Annotated in this window: 18 protein-coding genes; 9 read left to right on the forward strand and 9 right to left on the reverse strand. The window is 71.1% G+C overall.

Annotated elements, in window-relative coordinates; translation table 11 throughout:
- Positions 1–124 precede the first annotated feature (124 nt).
- The 5 genes from rpe to OG302_RS34290 all read left to right on the forward strand — a co-directional run bounded on the left by rpe (position 125) and on the right by OG302_RS34290 (position 4479).
- Positions 125–811 carry a ribulose-phosphate 3-epimerase gene (gene rpe / locus OG302_RS34270; RefSeq protein WP_371530302.1) on the forward strand — a complete coding sequence of 229 codons (687 nt, stop codon included), beginning with the start codon at positions 125–127 and terminating at the stop codon, positions 809–811.
- A 207-nt stretch (positions 812–1018) separates the two neighbouring features.
- Positions 1019–2017 carry a sugar-binding domain-containing protein gene (locus tag OG302_RS34275; protein ID WP_361834697.1) on the forward strand — a complete coding sequence of 333 codons (999 nt, stop codon included), beginning with the start codon at positions 1019–1021 and terminating at the stop codon, positions 2015–2017.
- A gap of 75 nt (positions 2018–2092) precedes the next feature.
- Positions 2093–2479 (forward strand): ribonuclease domain-containing protein, encoded by a 387-nt coding sequence (locus OG302_RS34280; RefSeq protein ID WP_371530303.1) that lies wholly within the window; start codon positions 2093–2095, stop codon positions 2477–2479.
- Complete coding sequence (locus tag OG302_RS34285; protein ID WP_371530304.1) at positions 2476–2862, forward strand: barstar family protein; 387 nt, start codon at positions 2476–2478, stop codon at positions 2860–2862. The genes OG302_RS34280 and OG302_RS34285 overlap by 4 nt, the downstream gene beginning before the upstream one ends.
- 174 nt (positions 2863–3036) lie before the next feature.
- Complete coding sequence (locus OG302_RS34290) at positions 3037–4479, forward strand: GuaB1 family IMP dehydrogenase-related protein (protein WP_361834594.1); 1443 nt, start codon at positions 3037–3039, stop codon at positions 4477–4479.
- 71 nt (positions 4480–4550) lie between these two features.
- On the opposite strand, the gene OG302_RS34295 is transcribed toward OG302_RS34290, so the two are convergent.
- The 3 genes from OG302_RS34295 to OG302_RS34305 are packed head-to-tail and all read right to left on the reverse strand — an operon-like array spanning position 4551 to position 7407.
- Positions 4551–5489: a GDSL-type esterase/lipase family protein gene (locus OG302_RS34295; RefSeq protein ID WP_371530305.1), complete on the reverse strand. Its 939-nt coding sequence runs from the start codon at positions 5487–5489 to the stop codon at positions 4551–4553.
- Positions 5486–6295 carry an SDR family NAD(P)-dependent oxidoreductase gene (locus OG302_RS34300; RefSeq protein ID WP_371530306.1) on the reverse strand — a complete coding sequence of 270 codons (810 nt, stop codon included), beginning with the start codon at positions 6293–6295 and terminating at the stop codon, positions 5486–5488. Before OG302_RS34300 ends, OG302_RS34295 begins: the two co-directional genes overlap by 4 nt.
- Positions 6292–7407, reverse strand: coding sequence for an LLM class flavin-dependent oxidoreductase (locus OG302_RS34305; protein WP_371530307.1), 1116 nt, complete (start codon positions 7405–7407; stop codon positions 6292–6294). Before OG302_RS34305 ends, OG302_RS34300 begins: the two co-directional genes overlap by 4 nt.
- Before the next feature lie 307 nt (positions 7408–7714).
- On the opposite strand from OG302_RS34305, the gene OG302_RS34310 reads away from it, so the two are divergent.
- On the forward strand, positions 7715–9184 hold the full coding sequence (locus OG302_RS34310) for an amino acid permease (protein WP_361834605.1): 1470 nt from the start codon (positions 7715–7717) through the stop codon (positions 9182–9184).
- Positions 9185–9194: 10 nt separating this feature from the next.
- Complete coding sequence (locus tag OG302_RS34315) at positions 9195–9650, forward strand: Lrp/AsnC family transcriptional regulator (protein WP_361834607.1); 456 nt, start codon at positions 9195–9197, stop codon at positions 9648–9650.
- Positions 9651–9657: 7 nt separating this feature from the next.
- Here the strand turns inward: OG302_RS34315 and OG302_RS34320 are convergent, their stop codons facing one another.
- On the reverse strand, positions 9658–10227 hold the full coding sequence (locus OG302_RS34320) for a Repetin (protein ID WP_371530308.1): 570 nt from the start codon (positions 10225–10227) through the stop codon (positions 9658–9660).
- Between the two features lie 207 nt (positions 10228–10434).
- The gene (locus OG302_RS34325; RefSeq protein ID WP_371530309.1) at positions 10435–11076 is read right to left on the reverse strand and encodes a Repetin; all 642 of its coding nucleotides are present in this window, start codon (positions 11074–11076) and stop codon (positions 10435–10437) included.
- A 334-nt stretch (positions 11077–11410) separates the two neighbouring features.
- Between OG302_RS34325 and OG302_RS34330 the strand changes: the two genes are divergently transcribed.
- Together OG302_RS34330 and OG302_RS34335 are read left to right on the forward strand one after the other, a co-directional pair.
- Positions 11411–12199 (forward strand): carbon-nitrogen hydrolase family protein, encoded by a 789-nt coding sequence (locus tag OG302_RS34330; RefSeq protein ID WP_371750322.1) that lies wholly within the window; start codon positions 11411–11413, stop codon positions 12197–12199.
- Between the two features lie 57 nt (positions 12200–12256).
- Positions 12257–13966 (forward strand): flavin monoamine oxidase family protein, encoded by a 1710-nt coding sequence (locus OG302_RS34335; RefSeq protein ID WP_371530310.1) that lies wholly within the window; start codon positions 12257–12259, stop codon positions 13964–13966.
- Between the two features lie 87 nt (positions 13967–14053).
- On the opposite strand, the gene OG302_RS34340 is transcribed toward OG302_RS34335, so the two are convergent.
- From OG302_RS34340 to OG302_RS34355, 4 genes are all read right to left on the reverse strand, one after another.
- On the reverse strand, positions 14054–14986 hold the full coding sequence (locus OG302_RS34340) for an LLM class F420-dependent oxidoreductase (protein ID WP_371530311.1): 933 nt from the start codon (positions 14984–14986) through the stop codon (positions 14054–14056).
- A gap of 87 nt (positions 14987–15073) precedes the next feature.
- Entirely contained in the window at positions 15074–15778 is a 705-nt protein-coding gene (locus OG302_RS34345) for a DUF5995 family protein (protein WP_371530312.1), read from the reverse strand.
- Positions 15779–15868: 90 nt separating this feature from the next.
- Entirely contained in the window at positions 15869–17287 is a 1419-nt protein-coding gene (locus tag OG302_RS34350; RefSeq protein WP_371530313.1) for a uracil-xanthine permease family protein, read from the reverse strand.
- A gap of 126 nt (positions 17288–17413) precedes the next feature.
- The gene (locus OG302_RS34355; protein WP_371530314.1) at positions 17414–18625 is read right to left on the reverse strand and encodes an MFS transporter; all 1212 of its coding nucleotides are present in this window, start codon (positions 18623–18625) and stop codon (positions 17414–17416) included.

Here is an 18625-nt window from a genome sequence, read left to right on the forward strand (position 1 = left end):
CCGCTGCCCCACGTGGTGCCGGTGGACCGCCCAGCATGGCACGCGGTCCATGGTCAGAGGAGCCGGTTGGCTCACGCTGCGGACCGCGGAGGGCAACGAGCGCGGGACATGGCAGTCTTGGGGCATGGCCGTGCAGATCAACCCCAGCATCCTGTCCGCGGATTTCGCCCGTCTTGCCGAGGAGGCAAGGGCGGTGGAAGGCGCCGACTGGCTCCATGTCGACGTCATGGACAACCACTTCGTCCCTAACCTCACCCTGGGGGTGCCGGTCGTAGAGTCGCTCGCCCGGGCGACGGACACGCCGCTGGACTGCCATCTGATGATCGAGGACGTCGATCGCTGGGCCCCGCAGTACGTCGAGGCGGGCGCCGGATCGGTCACCTTCCACGCGGAGGCGGCCGCGGCGCCCGTCCGTCTTGCCCGTGAGATCCGCGCCAAGGGCGCCCGCGCCTCCATGGCGCTGAAGCCCGCGACGCCCATCGAGCCGTACGAGGATCTGCTCCCCGAGCTCGACATGCTGCTGATCATGACCGTCGAGCCGGGGTTCGGGGGCCAGTCCTTCCTCGACATCATGCTTCCGAAGATCCGCCGTACCCGTGAGCTGATCAGCAAGCACGGCCTCGAACTCTGGCTCCAGGTCGACGGCGGGGTCTCGGCCTCGACCATCGAGCGCTGCGCCGAGGCCGGCGCCGACGTCTTCGTGGCGGGCTCCGCGGTGTACGGCGCGGAGGACCCGGCGGCGGCGGTACGCGCACTGCGCTCCCAGGCGGCCGGGGCGACGTCCACGGCGGCATGGGCATGCGGCCACTGAGCCACGAGAACGTGAACGCAGTCCTTCAGGGCTGATCAAGTACGTCGGATCTGCAAGGATGAACGGCGAACCCGGGTTGTGCTGCGGCAATGCGCGAGAAGTCGTGGCAATGCGTGCGAAGCCGCACCAATGGGTGTGAACGCGTGAACGACAGTTGCTTGAAATGACAGTGAGGAGATCGTCGTGTCGACGGGCGGCCGGTCAGCCATGCGGATGGGACCCGCGGAGCTGGTGCAGGCGGCGGCCATGGCCCGCCGCTTCTATCTCGAGGGCAAGTCCAAGATCCAGATCGCCGAGGAGTTCGGCGTGAGCCGCTTCAAGGTGGCCCGGGTCCTGGAGACGGCTCTCGAGCGTGATCTCGTACGGATCGAGATCCGGGTGCCCGCCGAGCTGGACGCGGAGCGCTCGGACGCGCTCCGGGCCCGCTACGGCCTGCGGCACGCGGTCGTCGTGGAGTCTCCGACGTCCGCCGACGAGATCGACGACTCTCCCGACCCCGAGAACCTCGGCGAGGTGGCGGCGGACCTGCTCGGCGAGCTCGTCACCGAGGGCGATGTCCTCGGCCTGGCGTGGGGGCGCTCGACCATTCACATGGCCGCCGCCCTCGACCAGCTTCCGCCGTGCACGGTCGTGCAGCTGACGGGTGTGTACGACGCCGGGACCGCCGAACGCGGGTCGGTCGAGGCCGTGCGGCGTGCCGCGCAGGTCTCCGGCGGCGAGGCCCACCCCATCTACGCGCCGATGCTCCTGCCGGACCCGGCCACCGCGGCGGCCCTGCGCAACCAGACGGGCATCGCCCGCGCCTTCGAGTACTTCGACAAGGTGACCGTGGCCGCGGTGTCCATCGGCTCCTGGGAGCCCGGCATCTCCACCGTCCACGACATGCTCAGCGACGAGGAGCGGGCGCACTACGCCTCGCTGGGAGTCGCCGCCGAGATGTCCGCGCACCTCTTCGATGCCGAGGGGCGCCGGGTCGGGCGCGACCTGGGGGAGCGGTGCATCACCGTCGAGGCCGATCGGCTTCGACGGATTCCTGAAGTCGTGGCCATCGCCGGGGGGCAGCGGAAGGCCGCCGCGATTGACGCCGTGCTTCGGTCCGGGCTTGTCACCAGCCTGGTGACGGACACTGCTGCCGCGGATCAGCTGATGGTCATGGGGCACACGCCGCATCCCGCGTTGGATCGGGCTGACCCGGACGGCAACTGACCTGCTGCGGGCCGCAGGGGGCTGGTCGCGCAGTTCCCCGCGCCCCTGACGGGGCGCCGTGGCAGCATCTGTCGCATGCTGAACCGGTTCGTCCCCCGTGCCCTGGCCGCGTTGCTGGTCTGCTTCGCGGTCCTCGTCACGGGCTGCTCATCGGGCGACGGCACGTCGGACGGCACGGTGGACGGCAGGGCGACCGTCCGTGCCGACCGGCTGCCCGCCGAAGCCCGGCAGACCTTGCGGCTCATCGATGACGGGGGCCCCTTCCCGTACGAGAAGGACGGCTCCGTCTTCGGGAACTTCGAGGGAGAGCTGCCGAAGCAGCGGCGCGGCTACTACCGCGAGTACACCGTGCGCACCCCCGGCGAACGCGACCGCGGGGCACGGCGGATCGTCACCGGGAGCGGTGGCGAGACCTACTACACGGACGACCACTACGCGTCCTTCAAGGCGGTACTGAGATGACGCCCGACCGGCCGGCCCCCGAGGCCCCCGAGCCACTCGCGCCCGTCCTGGAGGCCGTCCGCGCCGCGGGGCTGCGGACCGTCTCGCTCGACCTGACCGGGGTGCGCGACAAGAGCGCCTTCATGGACCGCTGCGCCCGCGCGCTGGAACTGCCCGCATGGTTCGGACGCAACTGGGACGCGCTCGCCGACTGCCTCACCGACCTCGGATGGGCGCCTGCCGCACCCGGACGGCTGCTCGTCGTCACCGGCTGGCAGGGGTACGCCGAAGCGGCGCCCCAGGAGTGGATCATCGCCCAGGAGGTGTTCACCGACGCGGTCGAGTACGCCCGGGAGCGCGGGACCGGCCTGGAGATCGTTCTCGCGCTCGGCACCCGCGCCTGAGCGGAGCGTGATCGTCCGGACGCCCGCTTGGAGGATCCGACCAGGGCCCTTGTGACCCGGCTGGGTGATCATCCCAGGCAGCGCATCACCCGGGACATGGGACACTGAAGTACGTGCTTTTCCCTCGGCCTAACTGTCCGGGGGCCACCTCTGATCGACTGGGATGAGCAGCACGTGCGTTTCCTCAATGACATCCAGCCTGCGTACGACCTGACGTACGACGACGTCTTCATGGTGCCGCGGCGCTCCGCCGTCGGATCGCGTCAGGGCGTGGACCTCTCGTCGCCGGACGGCACCGGCACCACGATCCCGCTGGTCGTCGCGAACATGACCGCGATCGCCGGACGCCGGATGGCCGAGACCGTCGCCCGCCGCGGTGGCCTCGTCGTGATCCCGCAGGACATTCCGATCGAGGTCGTCACCGAGGTCATCTCCTGGGTCAAGACGCGTCACCACGTCCTGGACACCCCGATCGTCCTGGCCCCCGGGCAGACCGTCGCCGACGCGCTCGCGCTGCTCTCCAAGCGCGCGCACAACGCGGGCGTCGTCGTGGACGCCGACCAGAAGCCGGTCGGTGTCGTCACCGACACGGACCTGAACGGCGTCGACCGCTTCACCCAGCTCTCCGAGGTCATGTCCAAGGACCTCGTGCTGCTCGACGCGGACATCGACCCGCGCGACGCCTTCAACAAGCTGGACGCCGCCAACCGCCGCTATGCCCCCGCGGTGGGCAAGGACGGCCGCCTCGCGGGCATCCTGACCCGCACGGGCGCCCTGCGTGCGACTCTCTACTCGCCCGCCCTCGACGCCAACGGCAAGCTGCGCATCGCCGCCGCCGTCGGCATCAACGGCGATGTCGCGAGCAAGGCCAAGCAGCTCCTCGACGCGGGTGCCGACACGCTCGTCGTGGACACCGCGCACGGTCACCAGGAGTCGATGATCGCCGCGGTCAAGGCCGTGCGCGCACTCGACCCGCAGGTGCCGATCGTCGCGGGCAACATCGTCGCCGCCGAGGGTGTACGTGACCTGATCGAGGCCGGTGCCGACATCATCAAGGTCGGTGTGGGCCCCGGCGCCATGTGCACCACCCGCATGATGACCGGCGTCGGCCGCCCGCAGTTCTCCGCGGTGCTCGAATGTGCCGCCGAGGCCGCGAAGTTCGGCAAGCACGTGTGGGCCGACGGCGGTGTCCGTCACCCGCGTGACGTCGCGATGGCGCTGGCCGCCGGTGCGTCGAACGTGATGATCGGCTCGTGGTTCGCCGGGACGTACGAGTCCCCGGGCGACCTGCAGCAGGACGCCAACGGCCGCCTCTACAAGGAGTCGTTCGGCATGGCGTCGGCCCGCGCGGTCAAGAACCGCACCAGCGAGGAGTCGGCCTACGACCGCGCCCGCAAGGCGCTGTTCGAGGAGGGCATCTCGACCTCGCGGATGTTCCTGGACCCGGAGCGTCCCGGCGTCGAGGACCTGATCGACTCGATCATCGCGGGTGTCCGTTCTTCGTGCACGTACGCCGGTGCGGGGTCCCTGGCGGAGTTCGCGGAGAGGGCCACCGTGGGTGTGCAGAGCGCCGCGGGTTACGCGGAGGGCAAGCCCCTCCACGCGTCCTGGAGTTAGTTGCTGGGCGGGGAGCTGTGCCCTTTGGCTGCGGGTTTGTCGTGGCCGGTCGCACAGCTCCCCGCGCCCCTTTACGGGGCCTGGGCCGCTGCCACCGCTTTCGCCAGCAGCTCGTGGCCCTCGTCGCCCGGATGCACCCCGTCCACCAGGTGCTTCGCGTCCAGCAGCTCGCCGCCCGGCAGCAGATCGGCCCCCGCGTCCAGGGCCGCCCGCTCCACGGCGGTGCGTAGGTCCCGGAGCGTGGCGCCGAGCGCGTTCGGCGTCGTCTCGGCGTCCGGGCGGACCACCGGGGAGACGACCAGGAGGGGGACTTCTGGGTGCCCCCGGCGCACCAGGGCCAGGAACGCCCGCGTCGTCTCGTACAGCAGCCCCGCCGAATGCGGCGTACGCGACCAGCAGTTCGTGCCGAAGGCCAGAGTGATCAAGTCGGCGTCCAGCGCGGCGAGTTGCTCGGCCGACGCCAGTTCCCCGCGCGCCGCGCCCGCGTACCCGAGGTTCACCGTCTCCACCCCGAGAGCGCGTCCCGCCCGTGCGGGCCACGCCAGATGGGGCCGTGAGACCGACCAGCCCTCCGCGATCGAGTCTCCGTAGACGAGCCAGCGTGGCTGCGGGGCGGCGGGTGTGAGGGTGCCGCTCACGGGGTGCACCCCGTGCAGGACGGGTCGCAGCGCCTCCGGCAGGTGCAGGGTGAACTCCCCATCGGGAGAGGGGAGTTGGAGCAGCGTCCGGTGCTTGCCCGGCGATGCGGGCGTGTCGGTGGCGGCCTCGCCCGCGAGCAGCGTGAACACCGGGGGCGCGTCGCGATACGAGTCCGCCGCCGATGAGGGAGACGCGGTGTACGTGATCTCCACCGCGCTCACCCCGCGCGCCGTGAACTCAAGGCGGACCCCGGCCGGGAGGCCCGCCCGCTCCCACGTGTCCCCGGGGAGGCGTGCGCGGTCGGCGGGGTCGGCGCGCATCGCCCGGCCGTCCTCGGTCCACCAGGGCGCACCCCGCACGAACTCCCTCACCGCGCGCCTCCGATGGTCGGGTAGGGGAACTTCACGCCGACCCCGCCGTCCACGACGAGCGTCTGCCCGGTGACGTACGAGGAGAGCGGCGAGGCGAAGAAGAGCAGCGCGGAGGCGATGTCCGAGGTCTCGGCCACCCGGTCGAGCGGGGCGTTGCGGGCGTTGCGCGCGCGGCCCTCCTCGCCGATCAGGCCCGCCACGCGCGGGGTCCAGACGACACCGGGCGCCACCGCGTTCACCCGCACGCCGCGCGGGCCGTACTCCACCGCAGCCGAGCGGACCAGCGAGATCAGGCCCGCCTTGGCCGCCCCGTACGCGGCGTGCAGGGGCGCCGCCGTCAGGCCCGACACCGACGCGACGAAGACCAGGGGGCCGCCGCCCGCTTCGGCGAGCGCCCCACCGCCGTACTGGACCGCGAGCCAGGCGTGCCGCAGGACCAGGGAGAAGTGCCAGTCCCAGGAGGCGTCGTCCAGCTCGTCCAGGGGCGTGTAGCGGGCCATGCCCACGATGTCGACGACACCGCCGAGTCCGCCCAACTCCCTTCGGGTGTAGGCGAAGAGCTCCCGTACGTTTTCGCGCCGGGTCACGTCCGCCACGTACGGGATGCCGCCCGTCTCCGCGGCGACCGCCTCGGCGCGGCCCTGGTCGAGATCCACGCACAGGACCCGCGCGCCCGCCGCCGTGAGCGCGTGCGCGGTCTGGCGGCCGATGCCGTTGCCCGCGCCGAGCAGGACGAAGGGGCGGCCGTCCAGGCGGTGCAGGGCGGCGTAGTCGGGGACGGGGGAGGTGTCGAGGGGCTCGCTCACGGTGCCGCCCGCCGGGGGCGGTAGGACGCCAGCTCGGGGATGACTTCCTTGCCCAGGATCTCGATCGTGCGCAGGATCTCCTGGTGCTCCAGATAGCCCCACTGGACGTAGCAGATGAGCTGGTCGATGCCGAGGTCGGCGTAGCGCTTGGCCTTGCGGACGATCGTCTCCGCGTTGCCGATGAGGATCATGTCCCCGTCGTTGAACTCCTCGACGGGGACACTTCCTTCGATGATCGGGGTGAGGAAAGGGAAGGTCCGTTCGCGCTCCGCCGGGCTCAGGTGCGGCAGCTCCCAGTCGAGGGTGAACTGGGCGAGGTTGCGGTACCACCAGGCGACGGAGTCCCAGACCCGCCGCGAGGGGCGGTCCGCCGCGTGCACCAGCGTGTACGCGCTCACGCGGTCCGTGGTGACGTCCGTGATCGGCGACGGCGTGCGCGCCGCGGCGCGGTAGGCGGCGACCTGACGGGCCATCGCGTCCAGCGGCTGCATGATCGAGAAGGAGAGCAGCCCGAGGCCCGCGGCGCCCGCCACCTCCGCCGAACCGGGGGACGTGGCGGCCATCCAGCACGGGGGATGCGGGTCCTGGGCCGGCTTCGGGGTGACCATCCGGCGGGGGAAGGTGAACCGCTCGGACTCGTAGGCGAAGTACTCCTCGCGCCACATGCCCGTCACGATCTCGATCGCCTCGCGCCAGTCGGACCGCGACTGCTCCCGGTCGACGCCGAAGGCCGTCTGTTCCATGGGGGTCGAGCGTCCCGTGCCCCACTCGACGCGGCCGTCGGACAGCACGTCCACGGCAGCCACCTTCTCCGCGATCCGCTGCGGGGGCGTGAAGCCGAAGGGGGTGAGGGTGACGCCGAAGCCGAGGCGTATCCGCTCGGTGAGCCCTGCCAGATGCCCCAGGAGCACCTCGGGCGCCGGGCAGTGCGAGCGGCCCTCGCGGAAGTGGTGCTCCACGGCCCACACCGTGCGGAAGCCGACCCGGTCCGCGAGCCGGATCTGTTCCACGGCCTCGCGGTAGGCCCGCTGCTCGGCGGCGCGCTGGCCGTGCGGATGGGGCCCGTCCCAGGGCTTCGGCACGTCGATCTCGTACAGCACATCGAGGTCCATCGCCTGCTGCCTCCCTCTCGACCGGGGTGCACGATGGGGCAGATCTGACGAAGTGTCAACCACTTGCCCGGGGCGACGGAACGCAACGGACGAAACGGACCGCGCAACGAAGACCCGCCATAAGGGGATGTACGCAACGATCATGCGGGCCTGCGCAAGGTTGCTGCATTACGTACGTGAAGCGCGCCTCATAGAGTCGTCCGCTGTACGTGGTGTGGCGGGGACCGCCTGCTCGGCGGTCCCCATCCATGCGTGGGAGCTGCCGCCGGTCCCGCCGACCTGACCGGCAGCGATGAAGGAGCCATGCGTGCTCGACCAAGGCGCACCCCCGCAGAACCGCCCAAGTCCCCAGGGGGCCGCGGGACTTGCCAGCCGCCTGATGCGGCGCAAGCCGGTGGAACTCCTGGTCGCGGAGGGCGGCCAGGGCGAAGGCGGCTCGCTGCGGCGCTCCCTCGGCATGTGGCAGCTGACCATGATCAGCATTGGTGCCACGCTCGGCACCGGCATCTTCGTCGTTCTCGGCGAGAGCGTCCCCAAGGCCGGGCCCGCCGTCACCATCTCCTTCGTGATCGCCGGACTCACCGCGCTCTTCTCCGCGCTCTCGTACGCCGAGCTGGCCGGCTCCATACCGGTCGCGGGCTCCTCGTACTCGTACGCGTACGCAACGATGGGCGAACTGATCGCCTGGGTCTGCGGCTGGTGCCTGGTCCTGGAGTACGGCGTGTCGGTCGCGGCCGTCGCCGTCGGCTGGGGTGAGTACCTCAACGAGCTGCTCGACGGAACGATCGGTGTCACCATCCCGGACACGCTCTCCGCGGCGCCCGGTGAGATCGACGGTGCCATCATCAACCTGCCCGGCCTGATCGTCGTCCTGCTCGCCATGGTGTTCCTGCTCGGCGGCGCCAAGGAGTCGGCGACGGCCAACACGATCATGGTCATCGTGAAGATCGCCGCACTGGTGCTCTTCTGCACCATCGGTTTCATGGGCTTCAAGTCCGGCAACTACTCCGACTTCATGCCGCTCGGCACGGCCGGGGTCAGCGCGGCGGCCGCGAGTCTCTTCTTCTCGTACATCGGCTTCGACGCCGCCTCCACTGCCGGTGAGGAAGCGAAGAACCCGCAGCGCGACCTGCCCCGCGCGATCATGCTGTCGCTGGTCATCGTCACGGCCCTCTACGTCCTGGTCGCCGCCGTCGCGGTGGGCGCCTGGAACTGGAAGGACTTCGAGGGCTCCGAGGCGACGCTCGCCGCGATCATGAACGACGTCACCGGGCAGAGCATGTGGGGCACGATCCTCGCCGCCGGCGCCGTGATCTCCATCGCGTCCGTCGTCCTGACCGTCCTCTACGGCCAGACCCGCGTCCTGTTCGCCATGTCCCGCGACGGCCTGGTCCCCAAGGTGTTCGGCAAGGTCAGCAAGAAGACCGGCACGCCCCGCGTGAACACCGTCATCGTGTCGCTGTTCTGCGGCGCGCTCGCCTCGGTCATCCCGCTCGGCAAGCTCGTCGACGCCACCAGTATCGGCACGCTCTTCGCCTTCGGCCTGGTCAACATCGCGGTGATCGTGCTGCGCCGGACCCGCCCGGACATGCCGCGCACCTTCCGGGTGCCGCTCGGCTGGCTCTTCCCGGTGCTCGGCTTCGGCTTCTGCGCCTACAACATGTTCAGCCTCGACACCGTGACCTGGGTCGTGTTCGGTGTCTGGATGGCCGTCGGCCTCGTGTTCTACTTCCTGTACGGCATGAGCCGCTCCCGATTGGCCTCCGCAGAGAAGTGATCCACCCCCAGTGCGACTGAACGATCTCGACGAACGCATCGTGCACGCCCTCGCCGAGGACGCCCGCCGTTCCTACGCCGACATCGGCCAGCTGGTCGGGCTCTCCGCCCCCGCCGTGAAGCGGCGCGTGGACCGGCTCCGGGAGACCGGGGCCATCACGGGATTCACCGTGCGGGTCGACCCGGCCGCGCTGGGCTGGGAGACCGAGGGTTTCATCGAGATCTACTGCCGTCGCAACACCTCGCCCGAGGCCATCCGCCGTGGCCTCGAGCGGTATCCGGAGATCGCGTCCGCCTCCACCGTCACCGGGGAGGCGGACGCCGTCGTCCAGGTCTTCGCCGCCGACATGCGGCACTTCGAGCGGGTGCTCGAACGGATCGCGGGGGAACCGTTCGTCGAGCGGACGAAGTCGGTGCTGGTGCTCTCGCCCTTGATGCGGAGATTCTCCTCCGGGGCACCTGCCTAGAGGCCTCTTACGGCCGCTGATCCATCGGGCGTACGTGAAGGTCGCCGCTGCCGGGCCTTGTCCTGTCGAACGGGGCCGCGCTCACGCACTTGGGCATGTCGTCCGGCAAGTCGTTCGGGATGCCGACCATGGCCCAGCTGTAGCCGAAGCGGTCGTGCCTGCCCTGGTCATGGACCGTCACACCGATGCGCTTGCCGACCGCCCCCGCTAGGCCGCCGTCCGCCTTGGTGATGACCGCCGACACCGTGGCGACCTTCCCGCCGGTCAGCAGGCAGTCCACGCGAGCCTCGGCCGAGCCGCCGAACTTGGGGTGCTCCATGGAGTGGCTGATCTTGATGATGCCGTGCGCGGCCCCGGGGTCGTTCCGGTCCTCGGCGTCCAGACGGGCGTCGAGGGTGACGGTGGCCTCGTCGCCGGGGCGACGGTCCAGCTGTGCGGTTCCGGTCAGGGCGGCGGCCTCGCGCCCGGGGCGCGAGGCCGCCGACGCGGTCGCGGTCGCGGAGCCCGCGACTCCGGCGAGCGCGAGGAACGCGGCGCCCACGGCGACGACTCGGATGAACGTGGAACGGCGGTGCATGGGAAGCCCCCGTCTGGCGGTGGTCCGCCCGGTCCCTCCGGGCGTGATCCACACTCCCGTGGGCCGGGCCCCGGTACATCGTGCGTGAGGGGGTGGCCCCCTCCGCCGTGCGGCGGGGAACGGGTGGTTCGTGGGGCGGAGACGGGTGGTTCGTGGGGCGGAGACGCCGGGCCCGCCCGACCCCCGTACGGGCGGGACCCGGCGCGATCAGTTGGTCGGGTACGTGACGTGCCAGGGCTTGACGTCGAAGTCGCCGGTGCCGTTCCTGACCTTCTCGAAGGGGGCCGAGCTCGTGCACTTGGGCAGCTTCCTGGTCCCGTCGGGGCCGCCCACCGCGGCCCAGCTGTAGCCCACGCGGTCGTGCCTGCCCTGGTCGTGGACCGAGAAGCCGACGCGGCCGCCCTTGATGCCCTTGAGGTTCGATGCGGTGATGATGCCGGTGGCCGTGGCGACCTTGCCGCCCGTCATCAGGCAGTCGATGCGGCCTTCGGCCCAGCCGCCCTTGCCGCCCGGCTTGTCGAGGTGGACGAAGCGGAAGGTGCCGGTCGCCTTGTCCGGGCGCATGTTGTGGCGCTTGGCCAGATGGGCGTCGAAGGTGAACGTCACGTCCTCGGTGGTCTTGCGGTAGAGCTTCGCGCTGCCGGTGAGGGCCGCGGCCTCCCGGGCGTGGGTCTGCGAGGCCTGCGAGGTCTGCGAGGCGGCCCTGTGTGGTGTCCCGCCGTCGTCCGACGCCACGGCCGCCCCCGCGGCTCCCGCGCAGAGCAGCAGGGCGGTGCCGATGGCGATCGCGCGGCTGCGGCTGCTGGTCAGGCGGCTGTCGGTGATCCGGCTGAGTGCGTTGCGGCTCACGGGGAGCCTCCGTCCGAAGTGCCGTTCACCCGGTCCTTCCGGGCGAGATCACGGTCTCGCGGCAGGGGGTCCCGGCACGTCCGGCCAGGGGCGGCATTCCGCCTCCGCCGTGCGGCGGGGATCACCCCCGCGCGCCCTGCGCCTGGGGGAGGACAGCGCTACGGCTCCGGCCCCATGCCACCGCGCAACGAATCGTCGCCGAAGGCCCCGTACGCGCAACGGATCACGCAGCTGCCCGCAACGCTCGCGCCTTGTCCGGGCAGGGCCGCCGACCGTACGGTCTAACGGACCCCACCTGCCCCTTCGTACGCCCCGAGGATCCGCCATGCCTGCGCTGCGCACCGCCCTGCTCCAGAGTTCCGGGCAGCTCGGCTCCGTCGCCGAGAACCTCAAGGCGCTCGACGACGCCGCGGGCCGTGCCGCCGCGGCGGGAGCCGGACTTCTCGTGGCGCCCGAGCTGTACCTCACCGGGTACGCGATCGGCGACGACGTCGCGCGCCTCGCCGAGGCCGCCGACGGGGCGTCGGCCGCCGCGCTCGCCGAGACCGCCGCACGCCACGGCGTCGCGATCGCCTACGGCTACCCGGAGCGGGACGGGGAGCGGGTCTTCAACTCCGTCCAGCTGATCGGCCCCGACGGCGAGCGCCTGGCGAACTACCGCAAGACCCACCTCTTCGGCTGCTTCGAGCGCGACTCCTTCACCCCCGGTGAGCAGACCGTCGTACAGGCGGAGCTGGGCGGTCTGCGGATCGGCCTGATGATCTGCTACGACGTGGAGTTCCCGGAGAACGTCCGCGCGCACGCCCTCGCGGGCACCGATCTGCTGCTCGTCCCCACGGCCCAGATGCACCCCTTCCAGTTCGTCGCCGAGTCGGTCGTGCCGGTGCGGGCCTTCGAGAACCAGATGTACGTCGCCTACGTCAACCGGGTCGGCAAGGAAGGGGAGTTCGAGTTCGTCGGGCTCTCCACGCTGGCCGGTCCCGACGGGGTGGCACGCGTCCGGGCGGGACGCGAGGAGCAGCTCGTGTTCGCCGACGCCGACCCCGCCTTCCTCGCCGCGTCGCGCGAGGCCAACCCCTACCTCCGCGACCGCCGCCCGGGTCTGTACGCGTCCCTGGTCTGACGCCCCCGAGCTCCCCTCTTCTTCTGTCCTGCCGTTCCCGCAAGGAGTCCGTACCCCATGACGTCCACGGTGCCCACCGCCGTCCAGCACACCGACGCCCAGCCGCCGATCACCATGTTCGGTCCGGACTTCCCTTACGCGTACGACGATTTCCTCGCCCACCCGGCGGGCCTCGGCCAGATACCCGCGACCGAACACGGCACGGAGGTCGCGGTCATCGGCGGCGGCCTGTCCGGCATCATCGCGGCGTACGAGCTGATGAAGATGGGCCTCAAGCCCGTCGTCTACGAGGCCGACCAGATCGGCGGCCGGCTGCGCACCGTCGGCTTCGACGGCTGCGACCCCTCGCTGACCGCGGAGATGGGCGCGATGCGCTTCCCGCCGTCCTCGACGGCGCTCCAGCACTACATCGACCTGGTGGGCCTCAAGACCCAGGCGTTCCCCAACCCCCTCGCGGAGTCGACCCCCTCGACGGTCGTCGACCTCAAGGGCGAGTCCCACTACGCGACGTCCGTCGACGACCTGCCGCAGGTCTACCGCGACGTGATGAACGCCTGGAACTCCTGCCTGGAGGAGGGCGCCGACTTCTCCGACATGAACCGCGCCCTGCGCGAGCGCGACGTACCGAAGATCCGTGAGATCTGGTCCAAGCTCGTCGAGAAGCTCGACAACCAGACCTTCTACGGCTTCCTCTGCGAGTCCGAGGCCTTCAAGTCCTTCCGGCACCGCGAGATCTTCGGCCAGGTCGGCTTCGGCACGGGCGGCTGGGACACCGACTTCCCGAACTCCATCCTGGAGATCCTGCGCGTCGTCTACACCGAGGCCGACGACCACCACCGCGGCATCGTCGGCGGCAGCCAGCAGCTTCCCCTGCGCCTGTGGGACCGTGAGCCGCAGAAGATCGTGCACTGGGCGCCCGGCACGTCCCTGAGCTCGCTGCACGAGGGCGGTCTGCCGAAGCCCGCCGTGACCCGGCTCGACCGCACCGCGGGCAACCGCGTCACCGTCACCGACTCCTCGGGCGACATCCGCACCTACCAGGCGGCCATCTTCACCGCCCAGTCCTGGCTGCTGCTCTCCAAGATCGCCTGTGACGACACCCTCTTCCCCATCGACCACTGGACGGCGATGGAGCGGACCCACTACATGGAGTCCTCCAAGCTGTTCGTGCCGGTCGACAGGCCGTTCTGGCTGGACAAGGCCGTCGACGACAGGGGGAACCCGACCGGGCGTGACGTCATGTCGATGACGCTCACCGACCGCATGACGCGCGGGACCTACCTGCTCGACGACGGCCCGGACAAGCCCGCCGTCATCTGCCTCTCCTACACCTGGTGCGACGACAGCCTGAAGTGGCTGCCGCTGTCGGCGAACGAGCGCATGGAGGTCATGCTCAAGTCGCTCGGCGAGATCTATCCCAAGGTCGACATCCGCAAGCACATCATCGGCAACCCGGTGACCGTGTCGTGGGAGAACGAGCCCTACTTCATGGGCGCCTTCAAGGCGAACCTGCCGGGCCACTACCGCTACCAGCGGCGCCTGTTCACGCACTTCATGCAGGAGACGTTGCCCGAGGACAAGCGGGGTATCTTCCTCGCCGGTGACGACATCTCGTGGACGGCCGGTTGGGCCGAGGGTGCGGTCCAGACCGCGCTGAACGCGGTGTGGGGCGTCATGCACCACTTCGGTGGTGCGACCGATGCGACCAACCCCGGGCCGGGCGATGTGTACGACGAGATCGCCCCGGTGGAACTGCCGGAGGACTGATCAGGAGCGCCGTCTCACCTGGGGCGCGTGGGAGTCCGCCGACCGGCTGTGGCTGGTCGCGCGGTTCCCCGCGCCCCTTCGGGCTCTTTACACTCCGGCCGCCCGCGCCGCCTCGTACACCTCCGCCGCCAGGTCCTTCAGCTCCTCGGCGTCCCGTGTGCTGCCCTGGAGTTCGATGAGGATCTCCTCCACGGCTCCCGTCGACGCGTGCGCCTCCAGGTCCTCGACGATCTGCGCGACGCTGCCCTGGAAGGGGGCGCGCCTCTCGCCCTCGTACGCCTTCGCCGTGTACCGCGCGTTCGCCCGCATGACGCTCTGGACCGGTTCCGTGCGGCCCCGTTCGGCGGCCAGTTCCTTCAGGGCCTGCGCCTGCTCCGCCAGCTTCTCGGCGCCCGTGCCCACCGGCATCCAGCCGTCGGCGCGGTCGACGAGCCTGCGCAGGGCGCGCGGGCTGTTGGCGGGCAGCAGGATCGGGACGGGGCGCGCGGGCTTGGGACCGACCACCGAGGGAGCGATCGTGGTCAGCTCTCCTTCGTACGACACCGGGTCCGGGCCCCACACCGCGTGGCAGACGTCGATCAGCTCGTCCAGGACCTTGCCGCGCTTCTCGAAGGGCGCCACCGCCGCCGCGGCATACTCGTCGTGGGACCAGCCCGTGCCGAGGCCCGCGACGACCCGGCCCCCGCTCGCCGCGTCAAGGCTGGCCAGCGAGCGCGCCAGCTGGAACGGCACGTGCAGCGGGGCGACCAGGACGCTGGTGCCAAGGCGGGCCCGCTCGGTGACGGCCGCGGCCAGGGTCAGCGTGACGAGCGGATCGGCGACCGACCGGTACGAGTCGGGCCAGGGCAGGCCCTCGATGCCGTACAGGCCCTGGGTGGCGGGCTCGGGGAACAGGATGCGTTCGTAGACCCACAGGCTCTCGTAACCGATGTCCTCCGCCGCGCGGGCGACAGCCGGGACGTCACGTCCGATGCTGTACTGCCGGCCCTGCGGGAGGCTGAGCCCGAGTCGTGTGGCCATGCTGGTGCTCCTTCGCATCCGGGGTCACTGCCTTCAACGTACAACGATCGGCGGGGAGTTACCCGGGTCGAGCGGGGCGCGGCCGGATCAGTCCGCCAGGGGCGTGAGCAGCATCCTGCCCACCAGGCCGACCGCTCCGTCCAGGCGCTCCCGGAACTCCTCGGCCACGGCGGGCAGTCCGTCCAGCGCCCGCATCGTCAGGGCCGTCGCCCAGGCGCTGTCCCTGGCCCGCTCCAGGCTCCAGGAGCCCAGCAGGTGGGTGAGCGGGTCGGCGATCTGGAAGAGGTCGGGACCCGGCATCAGCTGTTCGCGGATGCTCTCCTCCAGCGAGACGAGGATGTCGCCCACGCGGTCGAACTCGTCCTCCAGCTCGGCCGGTTCGCAGCCGAGCGCACGACAGGCGTCCATGACGGCCAGCGGAAGGTCGTGCCCGATGTGCGCGTTGATGCCCGCGAGCGCGAACTGCAGGGGGCGGACGCCGGGATGGCGCCGGAGCTGGAACAGCGGCCGCCAGCAGGCGGGCGGCCTGCGGTCGGCGGCCACCGCTTCGACCGCCGTCAGATAGCGCTCGGCGAACAGGACGTCCAGCGTGAGAGCGGCTCCGGTGTCCGGGAAACGGCCGCCGTCGAGGTGCCGGCCGACCTCTTCGGTGACGGAGAGATAGACCCGGTTGAAGACCCCGACCCCGTCCCGCGGTGGGAAACCGGCGCCCAGCGCGCGCATCCGCGACACCACGCCGTCAATCCCGTGAGCCGAGCCTGTGAACTCCGCGAACCGCTCCAGCTGCGCCATGGGGGCAGGGTCCCAGTCAGGGGCTTGTCCGCGTGCCACCGCACCGGTCGCGTCCCCAGAACGAGGGAACGGCGACCATGTGTGCCATGCCTACGACGTGGCGCGCGGCTGGGAGCCGTCGGTGCTCTCGTCGCCGTCGGCCTCGTCGTACGTGGACGTGCCCGAATCCAGCAGCGGCTCCTGCGACTTGAGGTGCGGCGGTGCGAAGGCGCGCAGCACGTGATAGCCGGTGATCACGACGATCGTGCCGAGTGCGATGCCGCTCAGCTCGAAGTTGTCGGAGATCTTCAGGGAGACGCCCCCGACGCCGATGATGATGCCCGCGGCGGCCGGGACGAGGTTCAGCGGATTGCGCAGGTCCACCCCGGCGTTGATCCAGATCTGGGCGCCGAGCAGGCCGATCATGCCGTAGAGGATGACGGTGATGCCGCCCAGGACGCCGCCGGGGATGGCCGCCACGACCGCGCCGAACTTGGGGCAGAGCCCGAAGAGCAGGGCGAAGCCCGCGGCGGCCCAGTACGCGGCCGTGGAGTAGACGCGGGTCGCGGCCATCACGCCGATGTTCTCGGAGTACGTCGTGTTGGGCGGGCCGCCCACCGCGGTGGAGAGCATGGACGCGGCGCCGTCGGCGGAGATCGCCGTGCCGAGCTTGCCGTCCAGGTTGTCGCCGGTCATCTCGCCGACCGCCTTGACGTGCCCGGCGTTCTCGGCGACCAGTGCGATGACGACGGGCAGCGCGACGAGGATCGCCGACCACTCGAAGCTCGGCGCGTGGAAGGACGGCAGGCCGATCCAGTCGGCGTTGCCGACGGCGGAGAGGTCGAGCCGCCAGTGGTCGACGACCTTGCCCGAACCGTCCGCCGAGTGGATCTTGCCGAAGATCAGGTCGAGGGCCCAGGACAGGGCGTACCCGAAGATCAGCCCGAGGAAGATCGCCACGCGTGACCAGAATCCGCGCAGGCACACCACGGCCAAACCGGTGAACAGCATCACCAGGAGCGCCGTCCACTGGTCCTGCGGCCAGTACGTGGACGCGGTGACCGGCGCCAGATTGAAGCCGATCAGCATGACGACGGCGCCGGTGACGATCGGCGGCATCGCGGCGTGGATGATCCGCGCCCCGAACTTCTGGACGGCGAGCCCCACCAGGAACAGCGCCGCGCCGACCACGAAGACCGCACCCGTCACGGTGGCGGACGAGCCGCCCTGGGCGCGGATGACGGCGGCCACGCCCACGAAGGACAGCGAACAGCCCAGGTAGCTGGGCACCCGGCCGCGCGTGGCGAGCAGGAAGATGACCGTCGCGACACCGGACATCATGATCGCGAGGTTCGGGTCGAGGCCCATCAGGACGGGCGCCACGAACGAGGCGCCGAACATGGCGACCACGTGCTGGGCGCCGAGCCCGAGGGTCCGCGGCCAGGAGAGCCGCTCGTCGGGACGGACGACGGCTCCCGGCGCGGGGGTGCGCCCGTCGCCGTGCAGTCTCCAGCGCACGCCGAGATCCATGGTTCTGTTCCGCCTTCTGTGCGCCCGACCTGTGGGGATGACCCCGTGGGAATGACCTGGAAGATCAGCGCAATGTTAGTTCGGCGTAAGTGGGGCTACCCGCTGGGGCGGATGTCGCGGCGGCACTCAGGGGCGCGGGCCGGGCGCCGCCGCATCCGCGGGACTGACCGGAGTGGCCTCGCGGCCGCCCGTGCGCAGCACCCCCGCGAACACCGCGAGTCCGCAGGCGAGCACCGTCACCAGGCCGAAGGAGACCACCAGGCTCGTCGCGTCGGCCAGCGTGCCGATCGCCGAGGGGGCGATCAGGCCCGAGGTGTACGTGATGGTGGCGACGCCCGCGATGGCCTGACTCGGATTGGGCCCGCTGCGTCCGGCCGCGGCGAACGCCAGCGGCACCACGACCGCGATGCCGAGCCCGAGCAGCGCGAACCCGCTCATGGCGACCGCCGGATGGGGTGCCACCACCACGAGAAGACCGCCGAGCGCCGCGACCACGCCGCCCACCCGCACCGTGCGGACCGACCCGAAGCGGTCCACCACCGCGTCGCCCGCGAGCCGCGCGATCGCCATGGTGAGCGTGAAGCCGGTGGTGGACGCGGCGGCGACACCGGCCGACGAGTCGAGGACGTCCCGCAGATAGACCGCCGACCAGTCCAGGCTCGCGCCCTCCGCGAAGACCGCGCAGAAGCCGACCGCGCCGATCAGGAGCGCCGACTTGGGCGGCAGCGAGAAGCGCGGCGGCGCCACGTCCTCGGGCTCCGCCTGCAGATCGAGCACGCCCTGGCAGGCGACGAGGCCGATCGCCGTGAGGGCCACGGCGGCGAGCGCGTGGTGCAGCCGGGCGTCCGCACCCAGGTGGGCGGCGGCCGTGCCGGCCGCCGAGCCGATCAGGGCACCGACGCTCCACATGCCGTGCAGGCCCGACATGATCGACTTCTTCATGCGGGTCTCGACCTCGACGCCCAGCGCGTTCATCGCCACGTCCGACATGCCCGCCGTCGCGCCGTACACGAACAGGGCCAGGCAGAGCGTGAGCAGGTTCGGCGCGAGCGAGGGGAGGATCAGGGCCATCGTCCACAGGGCGAGCAGCCCGCGCAGCGCCGTACGGGCGCCGAAGCGGTGGCTGACCCGGCCCGCGAGCGGCATCGCCACGGAGGCGCCGATCGCGGGGAAGGCCAGGGCGAGGCCGAGGAGGCCGGCGCTGAGACCCGTGTGCTCCTGGATCCAGGGCACACGGGTCGCGAAGGACCCGGTGACGGCGCCGTGCACACAGAAGACGGCGGCCACGGCGTACCGTGCCCGCTTCAACTGCCGTACGTCGCGGACCACTTCACTCAT

Source organism: Streptomyces sp. NBC_01283 (assembly GCF_041435335.1).
Lineage (GTDB): Bacteria > Actinomycetota > Actinomycetes > Streptomycetales > Streptomycetaceae > Streptomyces.

What these genes read in the sequence shown, in the direction of transcription:
- rpe (WP_371530302.1), top strand. Translation starts at nt 125, where the DNA reads ATGGCCGTGCAGATCAACCCCAGCATCCTGTCCGCGGATTTCGCCCGT.
- OG302_RS34275 (WP_361834697.1), top strand. Translation starts at nt 1,019, where the DNA reads ATGCGGATGGGACCCGCGGAGCTGGTGCAGGCGGCGGCCATGGCCCGC.
- OG302_RS34280 (WP_371530303.1), top strand. Translation starts at nt 2,093, where the DNA reads ATGCTGAACCGGTTCGTCCCCCGTGCCCTGGCCGCGTTGCTGGTCTGC.
- OG302_RS34285 (WP_371530304.1), top strand. Translation starts at nt 2,476, where the DNA reads ATGACGCCCGACCGGCCGGCCCCCGAGGCCCCCGAGCCACTCGCGCCC.
- OG302_RS34305 (WP_371530307.1), bottom strand. Translation starts at nt 7,407, where the DNA reads ATGGACCTCGATGTGCTGTACGAGATCGACGTGCCGAAGCCCTGGGAC.
- OG302_RS34320 (WP_371530308.1), bottom strand. Translation starts at nt 10,227, where the DNA reads ATGCACCGCCGTTCCACGTTCATCCGAGTCGTCGCCGTGGGCGCCGCG.
- OG302_RS34335 (WP_371530310.1), top strand. Translation starts at nt 12,257, where the DNA reads ATGACGTCCACGGTGCCCACCGCCGTCCAGCACACCGACGCCCAGCCG.
- OG302_RS34340 (WP_371530311.1), bottom strand. Translation starts at nt 14,986, where the DNA reads ATGGCCACACGACTCGGGCTCAGCCTCCCGCAGGGCCGGCAGTACAGC.
- OG302_RS34345 (WP_371530312.1), bottom strand. Translation starts at nt 15,778, where the DNA reads ATGGCGCAGCTGGAGCGGTTCGCGGAGTTCACAGGCTCGGCTCACGGG.
- OG302_RS34350 (WP_371530313.1), bottom strand. Translation starts at nt 17,287, where the DNA reads ATGGATCTCGGCGTGCGCTGGAGACTGCACGGCGACGGGCGCACCCCC.
- OG302_RS34355 (WP_371530314.1), bottom strand. Translation starts at nt 18,625, where the DNA reads ATGAGTGAAGTGGTCCGCGACGTACGGCAGTTGAAGCGGGCACGGTAC.